Source organism: Flavobacterium zhairuonense (genome assembly GCF_004352915.1).
Classification (GTDB): Bacteria; Bacteroidota; Bacteroidia; order Flavobacteriales; family Flavobacteriaceae; genus Flavobacterium; species Flavobacterium zhairuonense.
In genome coordinates this window covers 38016-60816 of sequence record NZ_SJSY01000063.1, presented here as the reverse complement: position 1 = coordinate 60816, position 22801 = coordinate 38016, and the positions used below count along the sequence as shown (strand labels likewise).

12 protein-coding genes are annotated in these 22801 nt (G+C 34.4%); 1 reads left to right on the top strand and 11 read right to left on the bottom strand.

Translation table 11 applies throughout. The features are described from left to right. Positions 1–154: 154 nt before the first annotated feature. A complete protein-coding gene (locus EYY60_RS02805; RefSeq protein WP_132987882.1) occupies positions 155–2272 on the bottom strand; it encodes a thioredoxin domain-containing protein in 2118 nt (705 codons plus the stop codon). A 222-nt stretch (positions 2273–2494) separates the two neighbouring features. Here EYY60_RS02805 and EYY60_RS02800 point away from each other — a divergent pair, with 222 nt between their 5' ends. Beyond that, positions 2495–4030: an MFS transporter gene (locus EYY60_RS02800; RefSeq protein ID WP_132987881.1), complete on the top strand. Its 1536-nt coding sequence runs from the start codon at positions 2495–2497 to the stop codon at positions 4028–4030. A 62-nt stretch (positions 4031–4092) separates the two neighbouring features. Here EYY60_RS02800 and EYY60_RS02795 read toward each other — a convergent pair whose 3' ends face one another. The 10 genes from EYY60_RS02795 to EYY60_RS02750 form a co-directional block, all read right to left on the bottom strand. Beyond that, positions 4093–6258, bottom strand: coding sequence for a beta-glucosidase (locus EYY60_RS02795; protein WP_132987880.1), 2166 nt, complete (start codon positions 6256–6258; stop codon positions 4093–4095). A 383-nt stretch (positions 6259–6641) separates the two neighbouring features. Next, the gene (locus EYY60_RS02790; protein ID WP_235832275.1) at positions 6642–8159 is read right to left on the bottom strand and encodes a phosphatase PAP2 family protein; all 1518 of its coding nucleotides are present in this window, start codon (positions 8157–8159) and stop codon (positions 6642–6644) included. 46 nt (positions 8160–8205) lie between these two features. Next, positions 8206–9117, bottom strand: a complete 912-nt coding sequence (locus tag EYY60_RS02785) for a hypothetical protein (protein WP_132987879.1) — start codon at positions 9115–9117, stop codon at positions 8206–8208. 43 nt (positions 9118–9160) lie between these two features. After that, on the bottom strand, positions 9161–9649 hold the full coding sequence (locus EYY60_RS02780; RefSeq protein ID WP_132987878.1) for a hypothetical protein: 489 nt from the start codon (positions 9647–9649) through the stop codon (positions 9161–9163). A 145-nt stretch (positions 9650–9794) separates the two neighbouring features. Beyond that, positions 9795–13088 carry a VCBS repeat-containing protein gene (locus EYY60_RS02775; protein WP_132987877.1) on the bottom strand — a complete coding sequence of 1098 codons (3294 nt, stop codon included), beginning with the start codon at positions 13086–13088 and terminating at the stop codon, positions 9795–9797. Positions 13089–13151: 63 nt separating this feature from the next. Next, positions 13152–15362: an FG-GAP-like repeat-containing protein gene (locus EYY60_RS02770; RefSeq protein ID WP_162847841.1), complete on the bottom strand. Its 2211-nt coding sequence runs from the start codon at positions 15360–15362 to the stop codon at positions 13152–13154. Positions 15363–15411: 49 nt separating this feature from the next. Continuing rightward, a complete protein-coding gene (locus EYY60_RS02765) occupies positions 15412–16908 on the bottom strand; it encodes a vanadium-dependent haloperoxidase (RefSeq protein WP_132987875.1) in 1497 nt (498 codons plus the stop codon). A 167-nt stretch (positions 16909–17075) separates the two neighbouring features. Continuing rightward, positions 17076–17621, bottom strand: a complete 546-nt coding sequence (locus EYY60_RS02760; protein WP_132987874.1) for a hypothetical protein — start codon at positions 17619–17621, stop codon at positions 17076–17078. Between the two features lie 182 nt (positions 17622–17803). Next, entirely contained in the window at positions 17804–19291 is a 1488-nt protein-coding gene (locus tag EYY60_RS02755; RefSeq protein WP_132987873.1) for a RagB/SusD family nutrient uptake outer membrane protein, read from the bottom strand. Positions 19292–19300: 9 nt separating this feature from the next. Continuing rightward, positions 19301–22309, bottom strand: coding sequence for a SusC/RagA family TonB-linked outer membrane protein (locus EYY60_RS02750; RefSeq protein WP_132987872.1), 3009 nt, complete (start codon positions 22307–22309; stop codon positions 19301–19303). Positions 22310–22801: the final 492 nt, after the last annotated feature.

Here is a 22801-nt window from a genome sequence, read left to right as displayed (position 1 = left end):
ACCAATAAAGTACAATATCTGTATTTTCACTTATGCTTTACTAAAGAAACTTACAGATTTATAACCCTTATTAAATATTCTTTGAACAAGTCGTAAAAAAATCATTACAATTTTTCTATCAAAACTCAGTTAATCAAGAACATATAGGCATTATTTACTGAATATTGCTATTGATTTTACTGACTGCCGTTACAACATCCACTTCAGGTTTTTTACAAGATTTGTTTACGCATATATAGATGTAAGTTTCATTTTCATCAAAACGATTTTCTAATAAAGGAATCCTGCTCTCTTTTGTGGATCCGACAATCAAAATATTAGGCAAATAATAACTTTGAAGTTGATTTGTTTTGGACATAGCCTCTTTACCAGAAATGGCTACTTCAAAATAATTATCAGTATAATTCAGCATTAAATCCAACCAATTGTAGTATTCCATAGGCGCTTCTAAAGCATTAACTTTTATGTTATTCAACATTCGCTGTGCAGTTTCTGAATAAATATCATTAGAATAATAATGTCCCAATAAAAATAAATTATGCGCCAAAATTGAGTTGGAACTCGGAATAACATTATCTACCACTTCCATTTTTCGTGCTATTAAACCTGTAGAAGCATCAGTTGCAAAATAAAAAAGGTCTGATTTTTTATCCTGAAAATGTTTGATAGCGTAATCAGTTAATTGCTTTGATTTGTTCAGCCATTTTTCATCAAGCGTAATTTGATATAGCGCAATAAAAGCATCTACAACACTGGCATAATCTTCTGCAAAACCAGCAATACTGCTTTTGTCATCTTTATAATTATGATTCAAACTTCCATCTTTTTGCATTTGATTATCCACAATAAAGTTGGCATTTTTTAAAGCGACCTCTTTATAATGCAGATTCTTAAATGTTCTATATGCAGTTACATAACCTTTTATCATTAAAGCGTTCCATGAAGTCAATGTTTTATTATCGACATGTGGACGAGGTCTTTTATTTCGTGCTGCTAAAAGAATATGCTTCCAGTTTTTAATTTTTGAATCCAATTGAGCTGAAGTCAATTTATTTTGAAAAGCAAACTCTTTATCCGACTGATTTTTAAATAAAACATATTTTTGGTTTTCCCATAAACCTTGTTCATTACTATTATAGTACTTCTGAAAAAGCAAATAATCTGATTTTAATAATGACTGCAATTCTTTTTTATCCCAAACATAATACGCGCCTTCCTCTAATTTATTTTCTTTGTTTTTGCTGTCAGCATCTATCGAAGAATAAAAAGCTCCGTTAGAAGCCATGAGTTCTCGTTCCACAAAATTCAGCGTCTCATATACTGTCTTTTTATAAAGTTCATTCTTTGAAACCAGATAGGCCTCGGAATATAAACTTACCAACTGCGCGTTATCGTACAGCATTTTTTCAAAGTGAGGAATATGCCATTTTGTATCTACCGAATATCTGGAAAATCCACCACCGATAGCATCATAAATTCCGCCATCAGCCATTTTTGTCATTGTATTGAAAACAAAATTTCGAATTGCTTTATCATTATTCTGGACACTGTAACGCAGCAAAAATTGTAAAGAAGCTGGCATTGGAAATTTGGTTTGGCCAACTAAACCTCCATCTTTATGATCAAAGTGTTCTTTCCATGATTTTACAGAAGCCGATATCTCCGTTTTATTAAAATTGACAGCATTAGTATTGACCGCAATTAATTGTGATTCTTGAATTCCTTTTACTAATTTATCTGCATATTCGCTGGTCTTATTTGGGTCTTTCTTGTATAAACTAGAAATTTCGGTTAAAGCTTTTGTCCATTGTTGTTTTGTAAAATAAGTCCCTCCAAAAATTGGACGACCATCTGGAAGTGCAATGCAATTTAATGGCCATCCGCCTTCGCCAGTCATCAATTGTACGGCATTCATATAAATTTGGTCAATGTCTGGGCGTTCTTCTCTATCAACTTTTATGCTGATGAAATTGTCATTCATTAATTTGGCAACAGAATCGTTTTCAAAACTTTCTTTTTCCATAACATGACACCAATGACAAGACGAATATCCTACTGAAATAATGATAAGCTTATTCTCTGCTTTTGCCTGATCTAAAACTTTCTTATTCCACGGTTTCCAATTTACAGGATTGTGCGCATGCTGTAAAAGATACGGACTTGTCTCATTGATCAAATCATTCGTATATTTATGATATTCTTTTTGATTCTGTTTTTTATCGCAACTTAAAAAAAAGCAGAAAACAAAAAATAAAAGGTATTGAATACGCATATAAATAAATTGTAAAAGTGTAAATAATGACTTGGGTTGCAGGAGTTTTTAGAAACTTATGAAGCGAAAATAGCAATTTATATTTAAAAGATTTATCGAAACAAAAGAATGCTTCAAATGTTCTATTAAAGGCTTCAAAAGTGACAATCTTATTTCAACTTTCAAGCTATTTTTACAGGTAGCATTTTATTCGAATTATTAAAAGGAAGGAAATTTTTGCAAATGAAAAAACTCAGTACTATTTTAGCTATAAACCATTTCACTGATAGAAGCAAAAAACATTACGTATATGCCAACAAAGCTACCGAAAAACTTTCGGTGTTAGAAAAAATAGGCTATGGTTTAGGAGATTTTGCAGCCAATTTGATTTTTCAAACTTTGCTTACTTTTTTAGCTTTTTTTTATACTGATGTCTATAAAATTCCTGCCGGAACTGCAAGTGTTATTATTTTTATAGGCGGCTTTATTGGTGCCTTTTTTAATATTATTATGGGTATTATTGCTGATCGTACTCAAACTCGCTGGGGGAAATTCAGACCTTGGATTTTATGGACCGCATTACCTTTTGGAATTGGTTCTATTCTAACTTTTTTAACGCCAAATTTTAATGAAACTGGCAAAATCGTCTATACTTTACTAACCTATTTCTTTTTAGTACTAATATATTCAGCCAATAATTTGCCTTATGTCGCCCTGAGTGGTGTTTTGACGGGAGATATGAAAGAAAGAAATAGTCTTTCATCTTATCGCTTTGTAGCAGTAATGATTGCTCAATTTGTGATTCAGTCCCTTTTATTGCCTTTAGTCTTAATTTTTGGCCATGGCGATAAAGCAGTAGGCTTTAAAAATACGATGATATTATTTGCTGTGCTAGGCACAATTTGTTTGCTGATCACTTTTTTTACAACCAAAGAAAGAATTCTTCCTTCTAAAAAACAAGAATCTTCAGTGAAACAGGATTTTACTGATTTGTCCAAAAATGGTCCCTGGCTAGTTATGTTGCTTGTTACTATTTTGGTATTTATAACCTTGTCCTTAAAAGGGGGAATGTATGTATTTTATTTTAAGTATTACCTAGACCCAGATGCGCAAACCTTATTTTTGAACAATATCGGTTTTACAGCATTTATCCAAGATCTCAACAATAAAATGATCTCAATGGGATTAGTTGATTTTCAGTGGCCAAAAGATGCTCCTACTTCTGCATTTAGTCTGTTTAATGCTGGCGGAATTCTTTTTATGATTCTAGGCATTTTAATTTCAAAGCCATTTGCAGATACTTTTGGAAAAAGAAACATTTATATAAGTTTTATTTTTTTGTCAGCTACAAGTCTATTATTTTTCAATTTTTACAGCAGAACAGCTATTGAAATAGTTTTTCTTACCCAATTAGTACACGGTTTTATTTACGGAGTAACAATTCCGTTATTATGGGCTATGATAGCTGATGTAGCTGATTATAGCGAATGGAAAAACCATAGAAGAGCAACTGCTACTGTTTTTTCGGCAATGCTTGTAGGATTAAAAATTGGAATAAGTATTGGTGGTGCATTAGGCGCGGCTTTTTTATCCAAATATGGTTATGTAGCCGAAGAAATCAATCAGGTGCCCGCAGCAGTCGAAGGAATTAAACTTTCTGTTAGTATTTATCCTGGTTTCATATTTATCATAAGCGCCGTTATGCTGTGCTTTTACAAAATAGATAAAAAAATGGAAATTCAAATAGAAAGTGACCTTAGAGAAAGAAGAGAAAATTAAAATTATGGCAATCTTCTACGAATGCCATAATTTTAATTTATTTGAATTTTTCTAAGCTGGATTTATTGTACTACAATCTTCAAAGCGCTAACAATTTCTTTCGCTGATGTCGCCGTATAAAGTACAAATTCACCAGCTTCAACTTTCCAGCTGGAAGTTTTCTCATCGTAAAAAGCCAAATCTTTTACTTTCAATTTTAAAGAAACCATTTTTTTTTCTCCTGGTTTCAGGAATACTTTATCGAATGCTTTTAATTCTTTCTTTGGTCTTAAAACGGAAGAAGTTGTTTGACCAGCATAGAGTTGAATTACTTCAGCACCGTTCGATTTTCCAGTATTTCTAATTTCACATTTCACAATTATTTCATCATCGATATTGTAAGCTTTTTTATCAGTCGCTACATTAGAAATTTCAAAAGAAGTATAAGATAGTCCGTATCCAAAAGAATATTGAGGTTCAATTCCTTTAGTGTCAAACCAGCGATAACCTACCAGAATATCTTCATCATAATTTACCTTTAAATCATGGCCGGGATATGCTCCTAAAGCATGTGCTGGTGATTGGCGTAAGGTTACCGGAATAGTAAAAGGCAGTTTTCCTGACGGAAATTCTTTTCCGCTTAGTACATCAATTACAGCATTTCCGGCTTCCATTCCACCGTACCATCCCCAAACCAAGGCTGGTACACTAGATTCAATTCCGGCTAATTCAAGTGGCGAACCTGCAATAATCACAACAATGGTTCTAGGATTTGCTTTGGCTACTTCCTGAATTAAAGTTTCCTGTCCGTAAGGCAAACGCATGTGAAGTCTGTCAAATGATTCTGAATCAAAATCATGGTTCAAGCCTGCAAAAACAATCGCTACATCCGATTTTTTAGCTTGAGCCACTGCTTCGTCAATTAATTTCCAATCTACTTTATCTGTGTTTAATTGCCCATCGCTGCTTCTTTCTACAACATGAGATTGTTTTTCATAACCTTGTGCAAAATTTATTTGTACCGATTTTCCATACTTTTCAGTAATAGCCTGTAGCGGTGTAACTTCATATAATGCTTTGATCTCTGAACTAAATCCGCCACCACAATGTGTACGGGTCGCATTATCTCCAATAATTGCCACAGATTTTAAGGTGCTCATATTTAAAGGCAACGTTTTGTTTTCATTTTTCAACAAAACAATTGCTTCGACAGCAGAGCGATAAGCGGCTTGCTGGTGTTCTTTTGTATTTATAGAACCTGTTATTCGCGTTTTAGGATCTAAAACTTTGGTTTTAATCATAACTCGCAAAATATTCGCTACTTTCTCATCTACTACACTTTCTTTTATGCGTCCTTCCTGTACTGCCTTAATGAGTGGATCTGCAAAATACCATTCATCATAATTTTCTTTTTCAGTTCCCATTTCCAAGTCCAAACCGGCTAGAGCAGCTTTTTCAGTACTGTGCACGGCATCCCAATCAGACATGTAAACGCCTTTGAAATTAAATTCATCTCTAAGAATAGTTCGCCCCAAATAAGCATTTTCAGTACAGTATTCGCCTCGAAATTTGTTATAGGCTCCCATAACTCCCAATACTCCAGCATCAACAATCGACGATTTGAAACCGGGTAAATAAATTTCGCGAAAAGCACGTTCGCTCATATTAATATCAATAACAAAACGATTTTCTTCCTGATTATTTGCTACGAAATGTTTCACGCAAGCAGCAACATCTTGAGTCTGCAAAGCCTTTATATAATTTACAGAGAGCTGAGAAATAAGAAATGGATCTTCACTTAAATACTCGAAATTTCGTCCGCAAAGTGGAGAACGAATGATATTGATTCCTGGTCCAAGCAAAACATCCTTTTTACGAAAACGAGCTTCTTCACCTAAAACGATACCGCGCTGTCTCGCCAATTCTAAATTCCAACTTGCAGCCATAGCTGTTCCGGGAGGAAAACAAGTTGAAGAATCATCAGTTTGTCCTGTATACTGCCAATTATGACGATTCATTTCTGCTCTGACGCCATGAGGACCATCAGACAACGCCCATTCTGGAATTCCAAGATGTTTTATTTCTGAAGTATAAAATTTAGAGTTTCCGTGTAGCATACCCACTTTTTCTTTCAAAGTCATTTTTTTTATTAAATGTTGGATCTTCTTTTCGGTTACAGCATCGGTTTGTGAAAAGGCGGTTTGAAAGAATAGTGAAAACAACATAATAGTTCTAATTTGGAATTTCATTTTATATATTTTTTAAAAACTTTTTGGTCAAGATTGATAATTTGTTCGTAATGATAATGGAGAAAAAAATCTTTTAACAAGCTTCCAAAAGTAAAGCAATGCGGTATATCCGAATCAAACAAATCGTGCATTTTCTATAAGAAATGAAGCAAATTCGCATGAAATAATCGCATAAAAATCCAACTCTAGAAAAAGGCTATTTAAAGTATTCTTCCTGTTATTGTTTTTATCCAATTCTAAATAATTGATATTTAGAAAATTTTTAGGGTGCTTTTTTTAGGTAAAAATCCAAGATAGTATGAAAATAAAACCCGACAGAATTTAGAAACCTGTCGGGTTTAAAATTGAAAAACAACCTAATATAAAAAATAATTATTCTTTGATTATTCAGCGCCATCTGTTGTTGCTCTTCCAACAGCAAAACCAGCGACTTTTTTACCTAGTGTTAATCCTTTTTCGCAATCGCTTCTATAATGAATAGCGCCGTACATTCGCGAGTTTGATGCCTCTAAAGCCATTGCTTCATATTGCGTTTTTTTAGCGGGAATAAAATGGGACAAAACCGTACTTGCGGCGGCACTAAAAGTAGAATGCCCCGAAACATAAGCTGGAAAATTAGGAACTCCTGTAGTGGTTTTAATTGAAGGATCCATTTGGCACGGACGTGGATTGAAATAAGCATATTTTGCATCCCAGCAACTAATCGCCGCATCCATCATGGCAACATTTAACAAAGCCAAATTTCTTGCCCAACGAACTTCACTGTACGATTGTTGCACAAAATTTTCAGAAGCAATGGCGTTCCAATGTCCTGGAGGCGTGTAAGTATCTACTCCGTCAGCCCAAAAACTCACAATTTCCAAATGTTCACGAGACTTGTCCTGACTGAAACTTTTAATCTCGGCTAATTCTTTGGCAAAAGCTTCAGATTTTGTGGATGGCGGTGCAGGCGGACGATTTGCAACAACATCAGCTTCTGTCATTAAAAATGATTTTACTTTTCCGAATAATGGCAACATTGGAGGTCTTGCCGGTACTTCTAATGATTTCCACGGAATTTCTCCTTTTGCTGCAGTTTCAGTTTCAAATGCTGCCCAAATTGCCGGCGTACCAATAGCAGCCCCTGCACCATCCGTTGAAGCACGAGTGATGAATTTTGCCGCAACCTTTCTTCCTAAAATTATTCCGGCATCAACATCAGAGCGAACATTGGCACCACTGATGATACGATATAATTTTTCTTCCTCGGCTTTTCCGTTTACATAAGCGATTTCAGTCGGAAATAATAATTTCAAAAGTTCAACGGTAACTCCCGTTACCACAGCATCTTCTGAAGGATAAGATGGCAAAGTGCTTTTAGGAATTAGAACCTGCAAACTCGGATCAACAGTATAAGGCGCCGCTCTGTTGTAAAGCTTTTTAAAATGCCAAGCTGCAACCAGCGCATCATATTGAGCAGCACTTACATACGCATAAGCTCTCGCCGCGTAAGGAGGATTAGAAAATGGAAATTGAGGATATGCAAATGGATTTGCCGCTGAGGGAGCTGGATAAGTTCCGTCTTCATTTTGATACGGTGGACGATTATGCCTCGCAACTAATGTTCGCAAAATTTCATTCCAACGCAACACACTACCTGCGCTCCAATACTCTATTATTCTTTTTTGTTCTTTTGTAATATCAACCTGAAAACTCTTTATTTCATTAATTTCTCTCGTATATGCAGCTGAATTTGTCGCCGCGGGTGCATCTATTGAAAATTCATCTGGTGCAGTCAAAAGATATGTTTTCCAAGTGCCAGCTTCGACATCTGTATTTTTTGGATTTAGTTGCGGAAACTGCTCATTGCGAGGTGTAATATCCTCATCGCAAGAATGTAATAATCCAACTGCAAAAAACAAAAATATCAGACTTTTTAGAACTATATTTTTTATATTATTTTTCACCTTACTTGCTTTTTTTATTAAAATTAATCAGATAGAAAATGCCTCCATAGAATGAAGTTGCTTCTCCAACATTTCTACCTTCTGTTACTACATTATATCCACCAACAATGGCTAATTCAGGTTGTTTTATAACCGTGTATTTTCCATTCACACCCAACTTGAAAGCATTCATCGTATTGCTTGGGAAAGGCATATTGTTTTTTGTAATGTTAAAACCTCCGGATTGTGTAACCGAATTATCGATAATAGCTTCCGCAATCAGTTTTGAGGAACGGTATCCGAATCTAAAATTGACATTTATTAAATCCGGCATATCGACTTCATTGGTATAATGAATTTCATTATCTAAATAAGAATTTCGATCAATGGTAATGTTTCCTCTTTTTAGATAAGCTCCAGATAAAGTAGCGAAAAAATGGCGATACTGGACATCTCCCATCAATCGAAATGTTCCTGTATTGCTCCCAAGGCCAAGGCTCAATGGCAAATAATCGGGGGCATAATCTGATCCGGGTGTTGAATAACTTCCTAAAAGAATTAATGAATACTTGACATTACCAATATTCTTTTTAATTGGCATATATTTTAGAGTGAAAGTTAAATCCTGTATTCCTTTTTGACCTTTCATAGTTCCTGCTGTCGCTTTTGTTTCAACATAAGGAACGGTCAAAAGAAAATTCAGCTTGTCTAATACTCCGTAATCACCCATAAAAGCAGGACCTTGAGAAGATACCGTTCCGAGATTAAGATTTTCTCTTTTAAAAGTGCCTTCCCAATATTCGTTCCAACTGCTGTATTGATAAACCGCCCCGAAGCAAAAATCATTTTTCTTCATCATAAGCGCGTCTATATCAGTTTGTGCATTCATCATAAAGGGAATTAGGAAGAGAAAGCACAAGTATATTTTTTTCATTTTTAAATTTGTTTTTGTTGGTTAATAGTTTGTTTCAGTTTACTCATTCAGCATTTGCAGTAAACTTTTCCTGCTCTTTTTTCAAACTCATTGCTGTATAATAATCCTCGTTGTATTTTCCGGCAATAACCAGCGCTCCTGCAACCAAGACAATATTCTTGATAATATACTGACCCGCCAATGTTGGTTCATACGGAAAGATTTCAAAACAACTGGATTTTAGAATAAAGAAAGTAGAAAGCGTTGCTCCCATATGCAATAATAACAGCACAATAGTTACCGGAATCAATTTTCTAAAGAGCAATCCCAATCCGATACATACTTCACAAATTCCAAGAATTGGAATAAAGAATTCTGGCTTGAGCCAAAAAACCGTTTTCGCCACCATGTCGCCTGCAGGACTAAGACCGAAGATTTTTAGAAGTCCGAACCAAATGTAAATTATGACCAAAGCCAAACGCATTAAGTAAACACTGTGTTTTCCTATTTTATCACTTAATGAGAAATAGAAAGCGTTGAAAGTATTTTTCATTTGTCTTGAATTTTGGATTAGTTAATTAAGAGTTTTTAAAACAAGTCCTTACAATGCCTTAAAGACACTGTAAGTATTGTTTTTAAAAAGTCAGACCTGAACTCAGATAAGAGTTCAAAAGCTTTTTCCTAACTTATTTTTTACTTTAATTAATCCTGACGCTTTGCAAAAACGAATTGTTTTTAGTTACCAGTAGATATGTTTTTCCTTGTACTTTTATTTTCTCCATGTTTTTAACGTCTCCCGGAGTAAAAAATCCGCTTTCAACTGCTGTTACCGATTTGAATTTTCCTTTTCCATTCCCTTTCAAAAACAATCCATGACCGGCATCGTTTCGAGGAGTTTCAACTTCAGAATTATACATGTTTCCTGTAATTAGTGCATCAAGATTTCCATCTTTATCATAATCATCAACCATTATTTGATTGATACAACTAAGCTGTGCTTCAACAGGTAATTCGTGAATTACAAATTTTCCGTTCTTATTTTCCAAATAAATACTGGCAAAAGATTTTACTTTGTAATGCAAGGCTTCTTTAAGTGATTTTTCGGTATAAACATCAACCAGAGTCGCTTCTGAAAAACTTTCGTAGTCTTTGAATTTCTTCTTGATATTCGGAATTTGTTGTGAAGAACAACCACGACCACGAACCGGATATTGTTTGCCATCATTGTAATAGCTCAGTACAATATCTTTGTGTTTATCATTGTCAAAATCTTTCACAAAAATGTCAAAAGTCTCATCTGGAGTGGCTTTGTATTTATAATTCAAACCATTATTTCCAATGATATAATCCATATCTCCATCTTTATCAAAATCGCCTTGCTGAATGCTCCACCACCAGCCTGTAGTATCATCGTTAAGTCCCATCTCTTTTGTGACTTCTTTGAAACCCGCTTTTGAATTTTGGAAAATTCGGATAGGCATCCATTCGCCAACAACGATAATATCTTCTAATTTATCATTATTGAAATCCGTGATTACAGCACTTGTTGCCATTCCAAGATTGACAAATTCTTTAGGTGCTTTTTTAGAAATTTCAAATTTTGGTTGTGTTGCTGTGCTTATATTGTGCAACAAATAAGTTGTTGTTGGTGAAGGATATTGTCCTGGAACCTGTCTTCCCAACACCAAAAGATCCTGTTTTCCATCTTTATCATAATCGATTGGATATACTTTTGAACCACTTGTCGGCATGGACGGAAGTACTCCGACTGGCGCTTTAGTAAAATCTCCTTTTCCGTTGTTGATATATAATCTGTCTTGCAATTTTGGGTCATTAATCAAAAATTCGTAACCGCCGCTTACTACGTACAAATCGTTATCGCCATCATTATCAGCATCAAAAATTAATGCTCCAGTATCTTCACTAGCTTTATCTAGTTCCAATGCAGGAATGCTTTTTTCGACAAAACCATTTTTAGTCTGAAAAAACATTTTCCCAGAATAAGTTGCAGAACCTCCAATGAAATAATCATCAAGACCATCCTTATTCAAATCTCCAACAGCAATCACAGGACCAAAAGTTGACATTTTATGAGGCAATAAAACCTGATCCTTAAAATCATCGTATTTATTTTCTTCGTGTTTGTAAACTGGAAAAATCTTGGTTTCTGTTGCAAATAATTGACTTTTCGGAGCTGTTTTCGCTACAATTTCTTCTTTAGCATCCTGCTCTTTAAAATGAAGTGTTTGATTCGCTTTTACATTGTTTAGTTTTTGCACTTTGCCATTTGTCCAAACCACTTTTACTTCGTCAATTGTATTTTCTTTACCTACTCCAAAATGCAGTTCAGGAGCAACAGATGACTGAAATCCTCTTGTTAAAGTAAGTTCTTGCATTTGAGTTCCTTTTTTGGTTCTCACATAAACACGATTTCCGAGACCATAAACATTTTTTGAATTGCCTTTAAAATCTACTTTGAGGTAATTGTTGATTTTTGAACTTGAATTTTCGAACACTGACGCATAATCGTCGATATTATTTACTACAATATCCAAGTCGCCATCATTATCTAAATCAACGTAAGCAACGCCATTTGAAAAACCTTTAAATTCAATTCCCCATTTTTTATTTGCCTGCTCAAAATTTAAATTTCCATTGTTTTGAAACATGAAATTATCGATTTTCTCAGAAGGAATTTCCTGAGATTTTTTCAGCAAATCTTTTGGTTTTAGATTTAACGTTTCAAGGCTATGAAAGAAATCATTGTTGTTAATTTCTCTTCGAGTTCCGTTTGTTACAAACAAATCCTTATTTCCGTCGTTGTCAAAATCGGCGAATAAAGGTCCCCAGCTCCAATCTGTAGAGGATGTTCCGGTGATGCGTGATACATTGCCAAAATGTGGAATTCCGTTTTCATAAACTCCTGTATTTAACTGCATACAATTGTGCATGTATTGGTAATTAAAACCTGCATCAATTACATCCCAAAAAAGTTTTGGATTCATGCTGGACATGTTTGCCTTTTTACGGCGATTGTCCTTTGCATCCATATCTACCTGAAAAAGATCTAAATTTCCGTCGTTGTTGAAATCTGAAATATCAACGCCCATTCCGTAAAAAGAATTATGCGCCATTGCTTCTTTTACTACTTCCTTAAAAGTTCCGTCCTGATTGTTTATGTACAAGAAATCGGGTGAATTAAAATCATTTGAAACATAAATATCAGGCCAGCTATCATTGTTTAAATCGCCCACTGTGGCGCTTAATGACAAACCATAGTTTTTTACACCCGCTTGTTCGGTAACATTCGTAAAATGATTTCCATCATTTCGATATAAATGACCAGATTCATTGTCTTTGACATGAAGCATCATTTGCACATAATCTCCCGTTGCCGAATTGAATTTAGTTGGCGGATAATTGGCAACAAACAAATCTAGATCACCATCTTTATCGTAATCAAAAAAAGTTCCCTGAACGCTGTTTCCAACATCATCAATACCATATTCTTTGGCTTTTTCTGTAAAAGTGCCGTTTCCATTATTAATATATAATTCATTGTTTTTAGGTCCGAATTTCCCTCCCACACTACAATAAATATCTAAAAATCCATCACCATTTACATCTGCCATAGCTACGCCAGTATACCAACGGCTATCGCCTCCAACACCAGCTTTTTCTGTAATATCTTCAAATTTTAGATTTCCTTTGTTCAGGTATAATTTATTTGATACCTGATTTCCGGTAAAATAAATATCAACTAAACCATCGTTATTGATATCGCCTGTTGCAACTCCACCTCCTAAATAAATATAGTTGTAGGTAAAGTAATTCAGTGAATCGTTTTCTGTCAAGTTATTACTGAAATCAATTCCTGTATCAGAACGGTCTAAAGTCGTAAAGATCTTTTGATCAGAATCTTTAGAACAGCTTGCAAGTAATATTAAGCTCACAATGCTCAAAAAACCTGCTATTGTATTTATGTTTTTCATTTTTATAATTCTAAAATTTATCAATTTGTCTAATGGATTAACCTTTTAATTCTGAGCAATATATCACATACAGATTGGTGATCTTGCTCCGGCTGTTGGAAAGGAAAGTTTTTTAAGATGTATGTTTGAAAATTCTTTTTCTCCTTCAATAATTTTGATGAATTGATTTGGCTTTACATTTTTAAACACTTGCTTTTTCTGATTTTTTGGCCAAGTGATTTCGATTTGGTCAATAATTGACGCTTGTCCAATTCCAACTTCCATTCGCAATGCCGAGGCTCCGAAACTTCCACCTGAATTTAAAATCCTGTATACAGATCTTGAAATGCCGTTTTCTTTGAAAGTTACTTTTACTTTGGCACCAATTGCAGAACGATTGCTTTCTGTACCTTCCAGTTTCATCTTGATCCAACGATTGTTGTTTTGGCCTGGATTCAGGTATAAAGAATTATTGAAAGCATCACCAAAATAAGCACCGCCAACTTCTATAAAAATATCGCTGTCACCATCATTATCAAGGTCGTTAAAAGCTACTGCATGTCCTTTTTGGAGATTTCCCATACGGCTGGAAACGGTTACGTCTGCAAATTTTCCGTTGCCCATGTTTCTGAATAGTTTATTAGGCGACAAGGATTTATAATCCGGATTTCCTGTACCTAGGTACATATCCAAAAAACCATCATTATCAAAATCTCCAAAGTTTGAACCCATTGCAAAAACAGTTTTGCTCAAACCAGACAACACGGAAACATCTGAAAAAGTACCGTCATGATTATTATGGTATAAGTACATTTTGCTGCTTCCATTCGGAATATTTAATGCTTCCATCGCAGTTTCACCGGCAATTGATCCGTTGAACTGATAACCGCAAACAAAAATATCCTGCCAGCCATCATTGTCGTAATCCCAAAACCAAGTTGGAAAAGTCATTACATTGATTCCAGCTAAACCAGCTTCGTCTGTAACATCTTTAAATTGCGGAATGCCATTTTTAAGTCCGGTATTTTTTAATAATATCTTCTTTTTATTCATTCCAGAAAGAAACAAATCAATATCGCCATCATTATCATAATCTGCCGACGTTGCTCCTTTGATAAAAGCAACAATGTCACATTTTGCTTCTTTTGCAACATTTGTAAATGTCCCATCCTGATTGTTGATGTACAATTCAGAAGGATATGATCCATCATTTGAAGATTCATTGCCAATAAATAAATCTAAATAGCCGTCATTATTAAAATCATTCCAGTTTCCGGCTTGAGTAGGAAATTCAGAATACAAACCACTTTTAATAGTGACATCAGTAAAAGTGCCATCGCCGTTGTTACGTAATAATGAATTAGGTTGTCTGCCGAATTTATGCATCCAAGCTCCTCTTAAAACAAAAATATCAACATCGCCGTCATTGTCATAATCTGCTTGGATCATATTCAGACCGCCTTTAAATCTGCCTATTTCTGAAATTTTGGATACATCTGAAAATTTTCCTTTTAGATCGTTTTGATAGTAATGCATAACGCCATCTAAACTCCAATCTGAAGTAACAATATCCAGATAATCATCATTATTGAAATCATCAACAATTACTCCGCCCGACATATTTCTGCTTTTTATGCCCACGTTTGGCGCAACATCCAAAAACGGTTTTACATGATAGTCCGAATCATCTTTATTCAGATTAGGTATCAGCCATTTTTGAGGAACGTTTGAAGGATAACCGCCTAATGTCATACAAGCAATATTAAGCAACCATCTCGATTCATAATCGTTTGGATCTAAATCCAATAACTTCTTATAAATTTCGATTGCGTTTTGAGATCCCTGACGTATAGTATGAATGCCATTTTTTTGAATAGGCATAATACACGATTCCGGATTGTGGTAATTGACACAATTTTGCTTTTCACCCAGTCTCATATAAGCAATTGCCAAACATTTAAGCGCTTGTGGATCATCTTTGCCATCAATCGCTTTTTTTCTTTTGATGGCATTTTCCATAATTGAAACAGATTCTGCTTCTTTTCCGAATTTCAACAAAGCATTTCCTTTATTCAATTCGTTGAATAATTTGAAAAAACCTTCATCAGAACTATTGATTATAGAATCATAATAAGCGACTTCTGCCTTTGCGGCAAAAGGATTGCTCTTGACATTATACATCATTTTTCTCGCATCCAAAATCTTAATCATCTTGTCATTCGGATTGGAAAAATAATCGCATGAAACTGCCAAAACAGAAACTATCAATAAAAATACTACTGGCTTAATTTTCATAATTAAAACATTTTCAGAAAAAATCAGTTCCATTTTAAAATTGGAACACTTATTCAATTGAAGTAATTTTATCTATAGTTTTATTTCCGATATGAAAATTGTAGAATTTCCAAACCTCGTGAGCTACGTTTCTTCCAAGTTTAAGTCCTTCAACATTATCTGCCTGAATGTGATAGCCTCCCATAACTCTGGAAATTCCAGCCATATTTGCTGTTTCTGTAAATGTTGGAAATTTTAGTACAACAGGTTTTCCTACGTTATCTGGTTCTGTCATTGATCCTGGCGCATTTACTGTTGCAGACTCTCCGAAATTGTCGTTTCCTGTCCATAGTTTTAATGCTTCACCGCAACCTCCGCTGATTGTGCTGTGTCCTGAAACATAACCGGGAAATGCAGGACATAAAAAAATATCTGGCGAATATGGTCTCCAGTCTTGCCCTTTCATATCAATATTTCCATAACCTGGTCCGCCCCATGCATTTATAGTTTTGTCTTTAAAATAATAATGTACTAAAGCATAAGGACGAGCAAAATCATAAAACATTTTTGTATCCCAGCATGCTATAAAACAATCCATAGCCGTCACCTGATTATAAAAAAACATTTTCACATCCTGATCCAGCGTGTGCTTGTCTCGTCTTGAAACATCCTGAGCAAATTTTAGCCAGTGTCCAGCTTGTTGCACTGATTTTGGGCCATCACGCATAAATTCTACTAATGCTTTTTGTTCGTTAGTAAGATTATGTTGCAAGTCGATTAATTCTTTAACTTCATTTTTGAGTTGTTCAGAATCTAAAGAAGGTGGAGGCATTGCACGAAACTGATCTCCAGTTTTTAACCCAACAGGTTTTACTTTACCCCAAAATGGCGTCATGCAGCCGGGCGCGAACTTACCGCCTTTTCCATCTGAAAAATATTTTGGTTGCCAGTGATTTACATCAACCATTTCGTCGGCAGTGTTTACTGGCTTATAATTTACATAGTTAAAATAGGGAGTTCCATTTGATCCATCTTCTTCTCCATATTGATTTGAACCGTCATGTTTTCTGGCTTCAATCACTGATTTGGCGGCTAAATTCCCTATTCCTGCTGGTGTTTTAGGATCAAGAGATTTATCGTTAGGATCCAATCCTAATTCTATCATATATGCTTTAAAAATTTCTTTGTCTGAAAAAAAATATTCACACAATGCATTGTAAGCGGCATAACTAATAGCAATCTCTTTATTTCTTAGTGTTTGTTCTTTCTGAGGTCTTCTTTCTGCATCTTTTAAATATACGGAAATTGCCTTTTCATCATAACGGCTCCAGGCATCAAAAATGGCAACAAATGTTAATCCTAAAAAACGGGAAGTAACAGTTGGTCTTGGCTTGAATCTATCGGTATCATTTGCCGTTGCATTGATCGCAATTTCGCTCCATTTATAAGCCATATTGCTTACTCCTGTTGGTTCAGGTTGTTTTTTATTGTCTTTGTTTTGAGCAAACGCAGATGTGCTTAAAGCACTAAATAGAAGCACTTTAAACAAAAATTTATAAATTTTCATTTTTGGTTAGGTTTATATGGTTATGTAATAGTTTCTTAAATCAATTATTCTAATTGATTAAGTGAAAAATTTAAATAATCAGAATTCATCTTATGGCAACACCAAAGATTGAATTGAGGACTTGATTAATAGTCAAGATCTTTTAAATTTTTAACGTGAAAGAAGTATTATACCATATCGGGAGGAGGACAAATGGTAGTAAAATACCCCGAAAGAAGGTCTCTTTTTGGAGTATACGGACACAATTTTTCAGGAAAAAATGCTTTGGATGCAGTAACAACCAAATCAATTGTATCATTATTAGGAATGTAATCCGTAATAAAGGATTTCATTAATTTTTTACTTGGATTTTCTTTGTTAGAAGAGGTGTCAAATATTTGACTGTCGACAATTTTTTTTAAATCCTTGCTAAAAACTTTGGTATAGGAATTTTTTAGGCAATATAACTTTAATACATTGTTTACAATTCTTTTCTTAAAAACATGATAGGTCTTATTTTCGATTGTAAAATCTTCGTTGACCTCTTCAAAACCAGAATCCACGACATACGCGTAAGGATCAATCTGAATTTCGATAACTTCAAAATTTATATCTTCAGTTTTTTCCATAGCAGTCACCCACACTTGCTCTTGTTGTTCAGCAAACATGATGTAAAATCCTAAAACATTGTAAAACAACGTTACGATTAAAAAAAGTAATGCAATTTTTTTCATTTTGAATAAAACTGGTCTGTGGTATTTAAAAATGTATTTTAATAGTAAAACAGCAAATTATAAGTGTCTAAATTTTAATGGTTTTGCAACATATAAAATAGTGATAAACAGCGCACTTGCATGCGCTGTTTCTCAAACTACTAACTAACTTAACTTAAACTAACTAACTAACTTCAATTTATTTAATATCCAGGATTATTATTACTTGGCTTAATATTTGGATTTGAAGACGTTTCTCTATTTGGTATTGGCCACAATTCGCTTTTACCAGCTTTAAAGCCAGTTCCTGCTAATTGAGTACTAGCAATGCCCCATCTAATGATATCATCAAAACGAACTTGCTCGCCAGCCAATTCTACTTTGCGTTCGTGAATAAGAGCTGTAAAAACTTGATCTTTTGTAAGAGTTGTAGCCAACAATGGTACACCTGCTCTTGCACGAACCTGATTGATATAACCAATAGCCGTTGCTTGCACACCACCCGATCTTAAGCTTTCACATTCTGCCATCATAAGCAATACATCAGAATAACGCATAACCTTGAAGTTGATACTTGAATCAAGATTTTCGTCAGTACGTTTATAATAGTTTTGATATTTTTTCCAGCCTGCTCTTCTTAAACCTTCAGATGAAGAGAAATTAGCAGCTGTCATCGTGTTGTTTCCGTTATTATATTTAGATCCCGGCACGTAAAAAGTATCTCCAAAACGTTTATCGTTTGGCTCATATTCATCTAATAAATTATCAGAAGGATATACGTTGTACCAACCTAGGTTACCATATTCCTGACCTCTAAGTGTAGATTCGGCAACACCATCTCCAGCGGTATCACTACCCCATTTATCAGCTACTCCTAATTTTTCGTCATATTCAATTTCGAAGATTGATTCAGGACCATGTTCTGTCTCATCCATGAAATTGTTATAGAAATTAGTTTCTAAGCTAAATCCTGTCACTTTACTGAAAGCAGCTAAAGCTTCATCATATTTCTTTTGGTACAATAGCGCTTTCCCTAAGTAAGCAAAAGCAGCTTCTTTTGTTGCTCTTCCTTTGTCTTCAACACTTTTGCTTAATAAATTTTTAGAAGCAAAATCAAAATCAGAAACAATCAATTTATACACTTCATCTTTAGGACTTCTTGGATTACCAACGATAGTTTGCTTTGTATAAATTGGAAGATCTCCAAAACGAGGCACTAATAAAAAGTAATAGTAAGCTCTTAAAAAATGAGCTTCGCCTAAAAACTTATTCTTTTTCTCTTGTGATAAAATTGAATTTGGCAAAGCATTGATTTTATCTTCATTGTCTAAGACAAAATTCGCTTTGGAAATTCCTAAATAGCAGGTTTCCCAATAAAATTGGATAATATCGCTACTTGCATCAAAAGAGAAATCAAGAAAAGGTTTTTTATTTCCTTCCAACTGTGGATTCCCTTTATTTTCTTGAGCCATATTATCTAAAGCAAAGAAAATGTGTCTTGCATATAATCCTCTTGTTTGCAAGTTTGCATAAGCAGCATTTACTGAAGCCTGTACTTGAGTTTCGCTTTTAAAGTATGTTTCCGGCGATAGCTCATTTGGATTGCTCAATTCTAAATCATTGTCATTACAAGAATTTATAGTAAAAATTCCTAGTAATATCGCAACTGTATATTTTATTTTTCTCATCATCTTTATAAATTAAAATGTAACATCAAGTCCAAAAATTATTGATTTAGGTTGAGGGTATCTTCCTATATCAATTCCAGCAGAATTTGCATTAGCATCTACACGAGCAATTTCAGGATCTAAGCCAGAGTACTTTGTAATTGTAACAAGATTTTGCGCACTTAGATAAAAGCGTATGTTTGTAAAATGGTTGTCGAAAGTGTCTCCTGATAAAGTATACCCCAAGGTCACATTTTTTAACCTTGTATAAGAACCATCTTCAACATATCTTTGACTTGCAGATGACCAGTTTTGACCCGCCCCAAGTGCTCTAGGTAATGTAGCCGATGGGTTGGTAACTACTCCATTTTGAACTATTGATCTGTCTAAAACATCTGTGCTAGCATTGAATAAACGCTGCATAGCTTCTAGATCAAATTTGTTTGAGTTAAAAACGTCATTTCCGCTAACTCCAGTTATAAAACAATTGAAATCGAATTTTTTATATGCTGCTGTAAGGTTTAGACCATAAGTAAAATCTGGGTATGGATTTCCAATATTTGTTTTATCCTCTGAGTTGATAACTTTATCTCCGTTTCTATCAACAAATCTAATATCACCTGGCTGTATTGTAGTTTGTCCTGCACCTAAAGCAGCATCTACTTCTGCTTGATTTTGATAAATTCCATTTGTTTGATAACCCCAGAAGTAAAATAATGGCTGACCAACTTCGAGTCTTGAAAAGCTCTCCAAACCAGCTCTTCCTGATGGTCCGCCTAAAACGCTAGTTACACCTGGTGCCAAACTTGTTACCTCATTTTTGCTTGTTCCTAAATTAGCAACAGCTGACCATGTAAAATCACCTTTTCTGTCGTTGTAGCCAAGTGAAAGTTCAAATCCGTGTACTTTTGTATTGGCAATGTTTTGAGTCTGAGTTCCTCCACCAGCTGAACCTACAGAAGCAGGAAGCGGTACTGCGAAAAGGATATCACTACCCTTATTGTTGAAATATTCAAAACTTCCAGTGAATGCTTCATCAAATAGTCCAAAATCCAAACCAATATTTCGATCTGTTTTAGACTCCCATTTCAAATCTGGATTAGAAGCTCTACCAGCTGTAACACCTGAAGCTGCTGCTCCGTTGATTGGATAAATGTAATTTGCTGCTAAAGTTCCACTGTACTGATAATTGTCAATAAGGTCATTTCCTGTTGTTCCTGTACTTGCTCTAAGTTTCAATGTGCTGAATATAGAATTTGCCATAAAACTTTCTTTTGCAATATTCCAACCTAAAGCAACAGAATAAAAATTACCATAACGATTATTTGAACCAAAACGAGAAGATGCATCTCTACGTCCTGAAATTGCGAATAGGTATTTATCATCATAGTCGTAATTAATACGAGCTACATAACCTAAATTATTTGTTTCACTGCTTGTTGATGCCAAATTTGCATCCTGAAGTCTCAATTGATCAATTTCATCTGAAATATAATAACGGCTACTTGCTACAAGATTCTGAAATTTATTCTCAATTTTAGTAATTACTCCTACTGCTTCTAAGTGATGTTTTTCTGCAATGGTAGTTTTATAAGTTAAACTATTATCGAAAACAATCGTTTGACCTTGAGAATTTGTTTCTGCAGTTGATGAATAAGCTTGTTTATGAGCTGAACCATCGCTGTAGCTTGGAATAAAAGTATGGTCTTCGTTTGTAAAATAATCCAATGCAACTTGTGATCTGAATTTCAACCCTTTAATGATTTCTACTTCAGCGTAAATGTTTCCAATTATAGATAATCCCTTAATGTATTGATATCCTAAATTTGCCACACGAACTGGGTTTTCTGCATCCTGCCCATCAGCAGTAGAAGGGCCTTGATAACCTCCTAAATTATTTGCATTGTAAACAGGCAGATAAGGTGCCATTTTAATAGCATGCTCCAATAATGTTCTACCTCCTGATGCACGTTCTGGATTAGTCTTGCTAAAAGATACTCCAATATTGCTTCCTACAGTCAGCCTACCGATATTTTGCGTATTATTCGCTCTGAAAGAGTAACGTTCAAAACCAGTATTTATAACAGCTCCTTCTTGTTTTAAATATCCAGCAGAATAACGGCCTGTTGAATTTTCAGTTCCGTTTGAAAAACTTAAATTGTAATCCTGCATTACACCATCCTGAAAGATTTCGTCTTGCCAATTTGTATTTATGTTTCCAAATTCAGCTGCTCTTGCTGTCAAGTCACTTCCTAAATCTTTGGCATATTTAAGATATTGCTGTGTATTTAAAACATCATATCTTTTAGTAATTCTCTGAAAACCTGCGTACGAACTAAAATTTAATGTTCCTGCACCTTTTTTTCCTTTTTTTGTAGTTACCATAACTACACCATTATACGCTTTAGAACCATATAAAGCTGTCGTTGATGCATCTTTTAAAACGGATATATTCTCAATATCGCTAGGATTTAATCCTGATAGGTTACCAGTTAAAACGCCATCGATTACATATAAAGGTGTACTGTTTCCCATTGTAGCCAAACCACGAATACTAACTGTAGGGCTAGAACCGGGTGCGCCATTTACAACAGTAACACCTGCGGCTCTACCCTGTAAAGCAGACTCTGCATTAGTAATAGGCACTGCTGTAATATCTTTTGAGGTAACAGTTGAAATTGCTCCAGTTACTTTGGTTCTTTTTTGTGTTCCGTAGGCAACTACAACTTCCTGTAAGTTTTGTGCTGATTCAACTAATGTAACATCAATTGTAGTACGAGTTCCTACTGCAACCGTTTGCGTAACTAAGCCAACATAAGAAAATATTATTTTGTCTGTTGGATTAACTCCTTTTAAAGAATACTTACCATCAAAATCTGTTGATGCACTATTGTTTGAACCTTGTACAATTATGGTTGCACCCGGTAATGGAAATCCCGAAGGATCTGTAACCACACCTTGTACGGTCTTGGATTGTGCTATCATATTCTGATAGCTTATCATCAGCAATGCGATTATTGCAAATTTTAATTTTAACTTCATAATTGGTTTTTTGTTTTAGTTAAATAATTGTTGGTTGTAAAGTTTTGTTTGTTTGTTATTTATTGTATTAATATTGTCCTTTATTTTTTGAATTTAAAAGCCGCTTGCAATACATAAATATGGTTTTAATTCATATTCTAAATGGGTTTAAGATTGTTAGTAATTTGTTTCATGTTTATTCTAATTTTGATTCTACCAAAAGTAGATTGTTAACATAAATTTCACATACTACATTTGATGCATAATCTATCAAATTTGTAGCATCATAGTTAAAAAAATAGCAAATTCAGGGTTTTACAGCGCTTAATCAATTGAAATGAAAAATATATTATTGCCATTTTTTGTATCATAATTTTTGGATATAGAAAAAATAAACGACTTATAAATTTCTATTTCACAATCAAAAAGAGACGAAATCGCTCCCGATATTTCTTCTTTTAAAAAAATAAAGAGGTGCAAAAGAAATCAAAATATGTAGTCTCTAAAAACCGG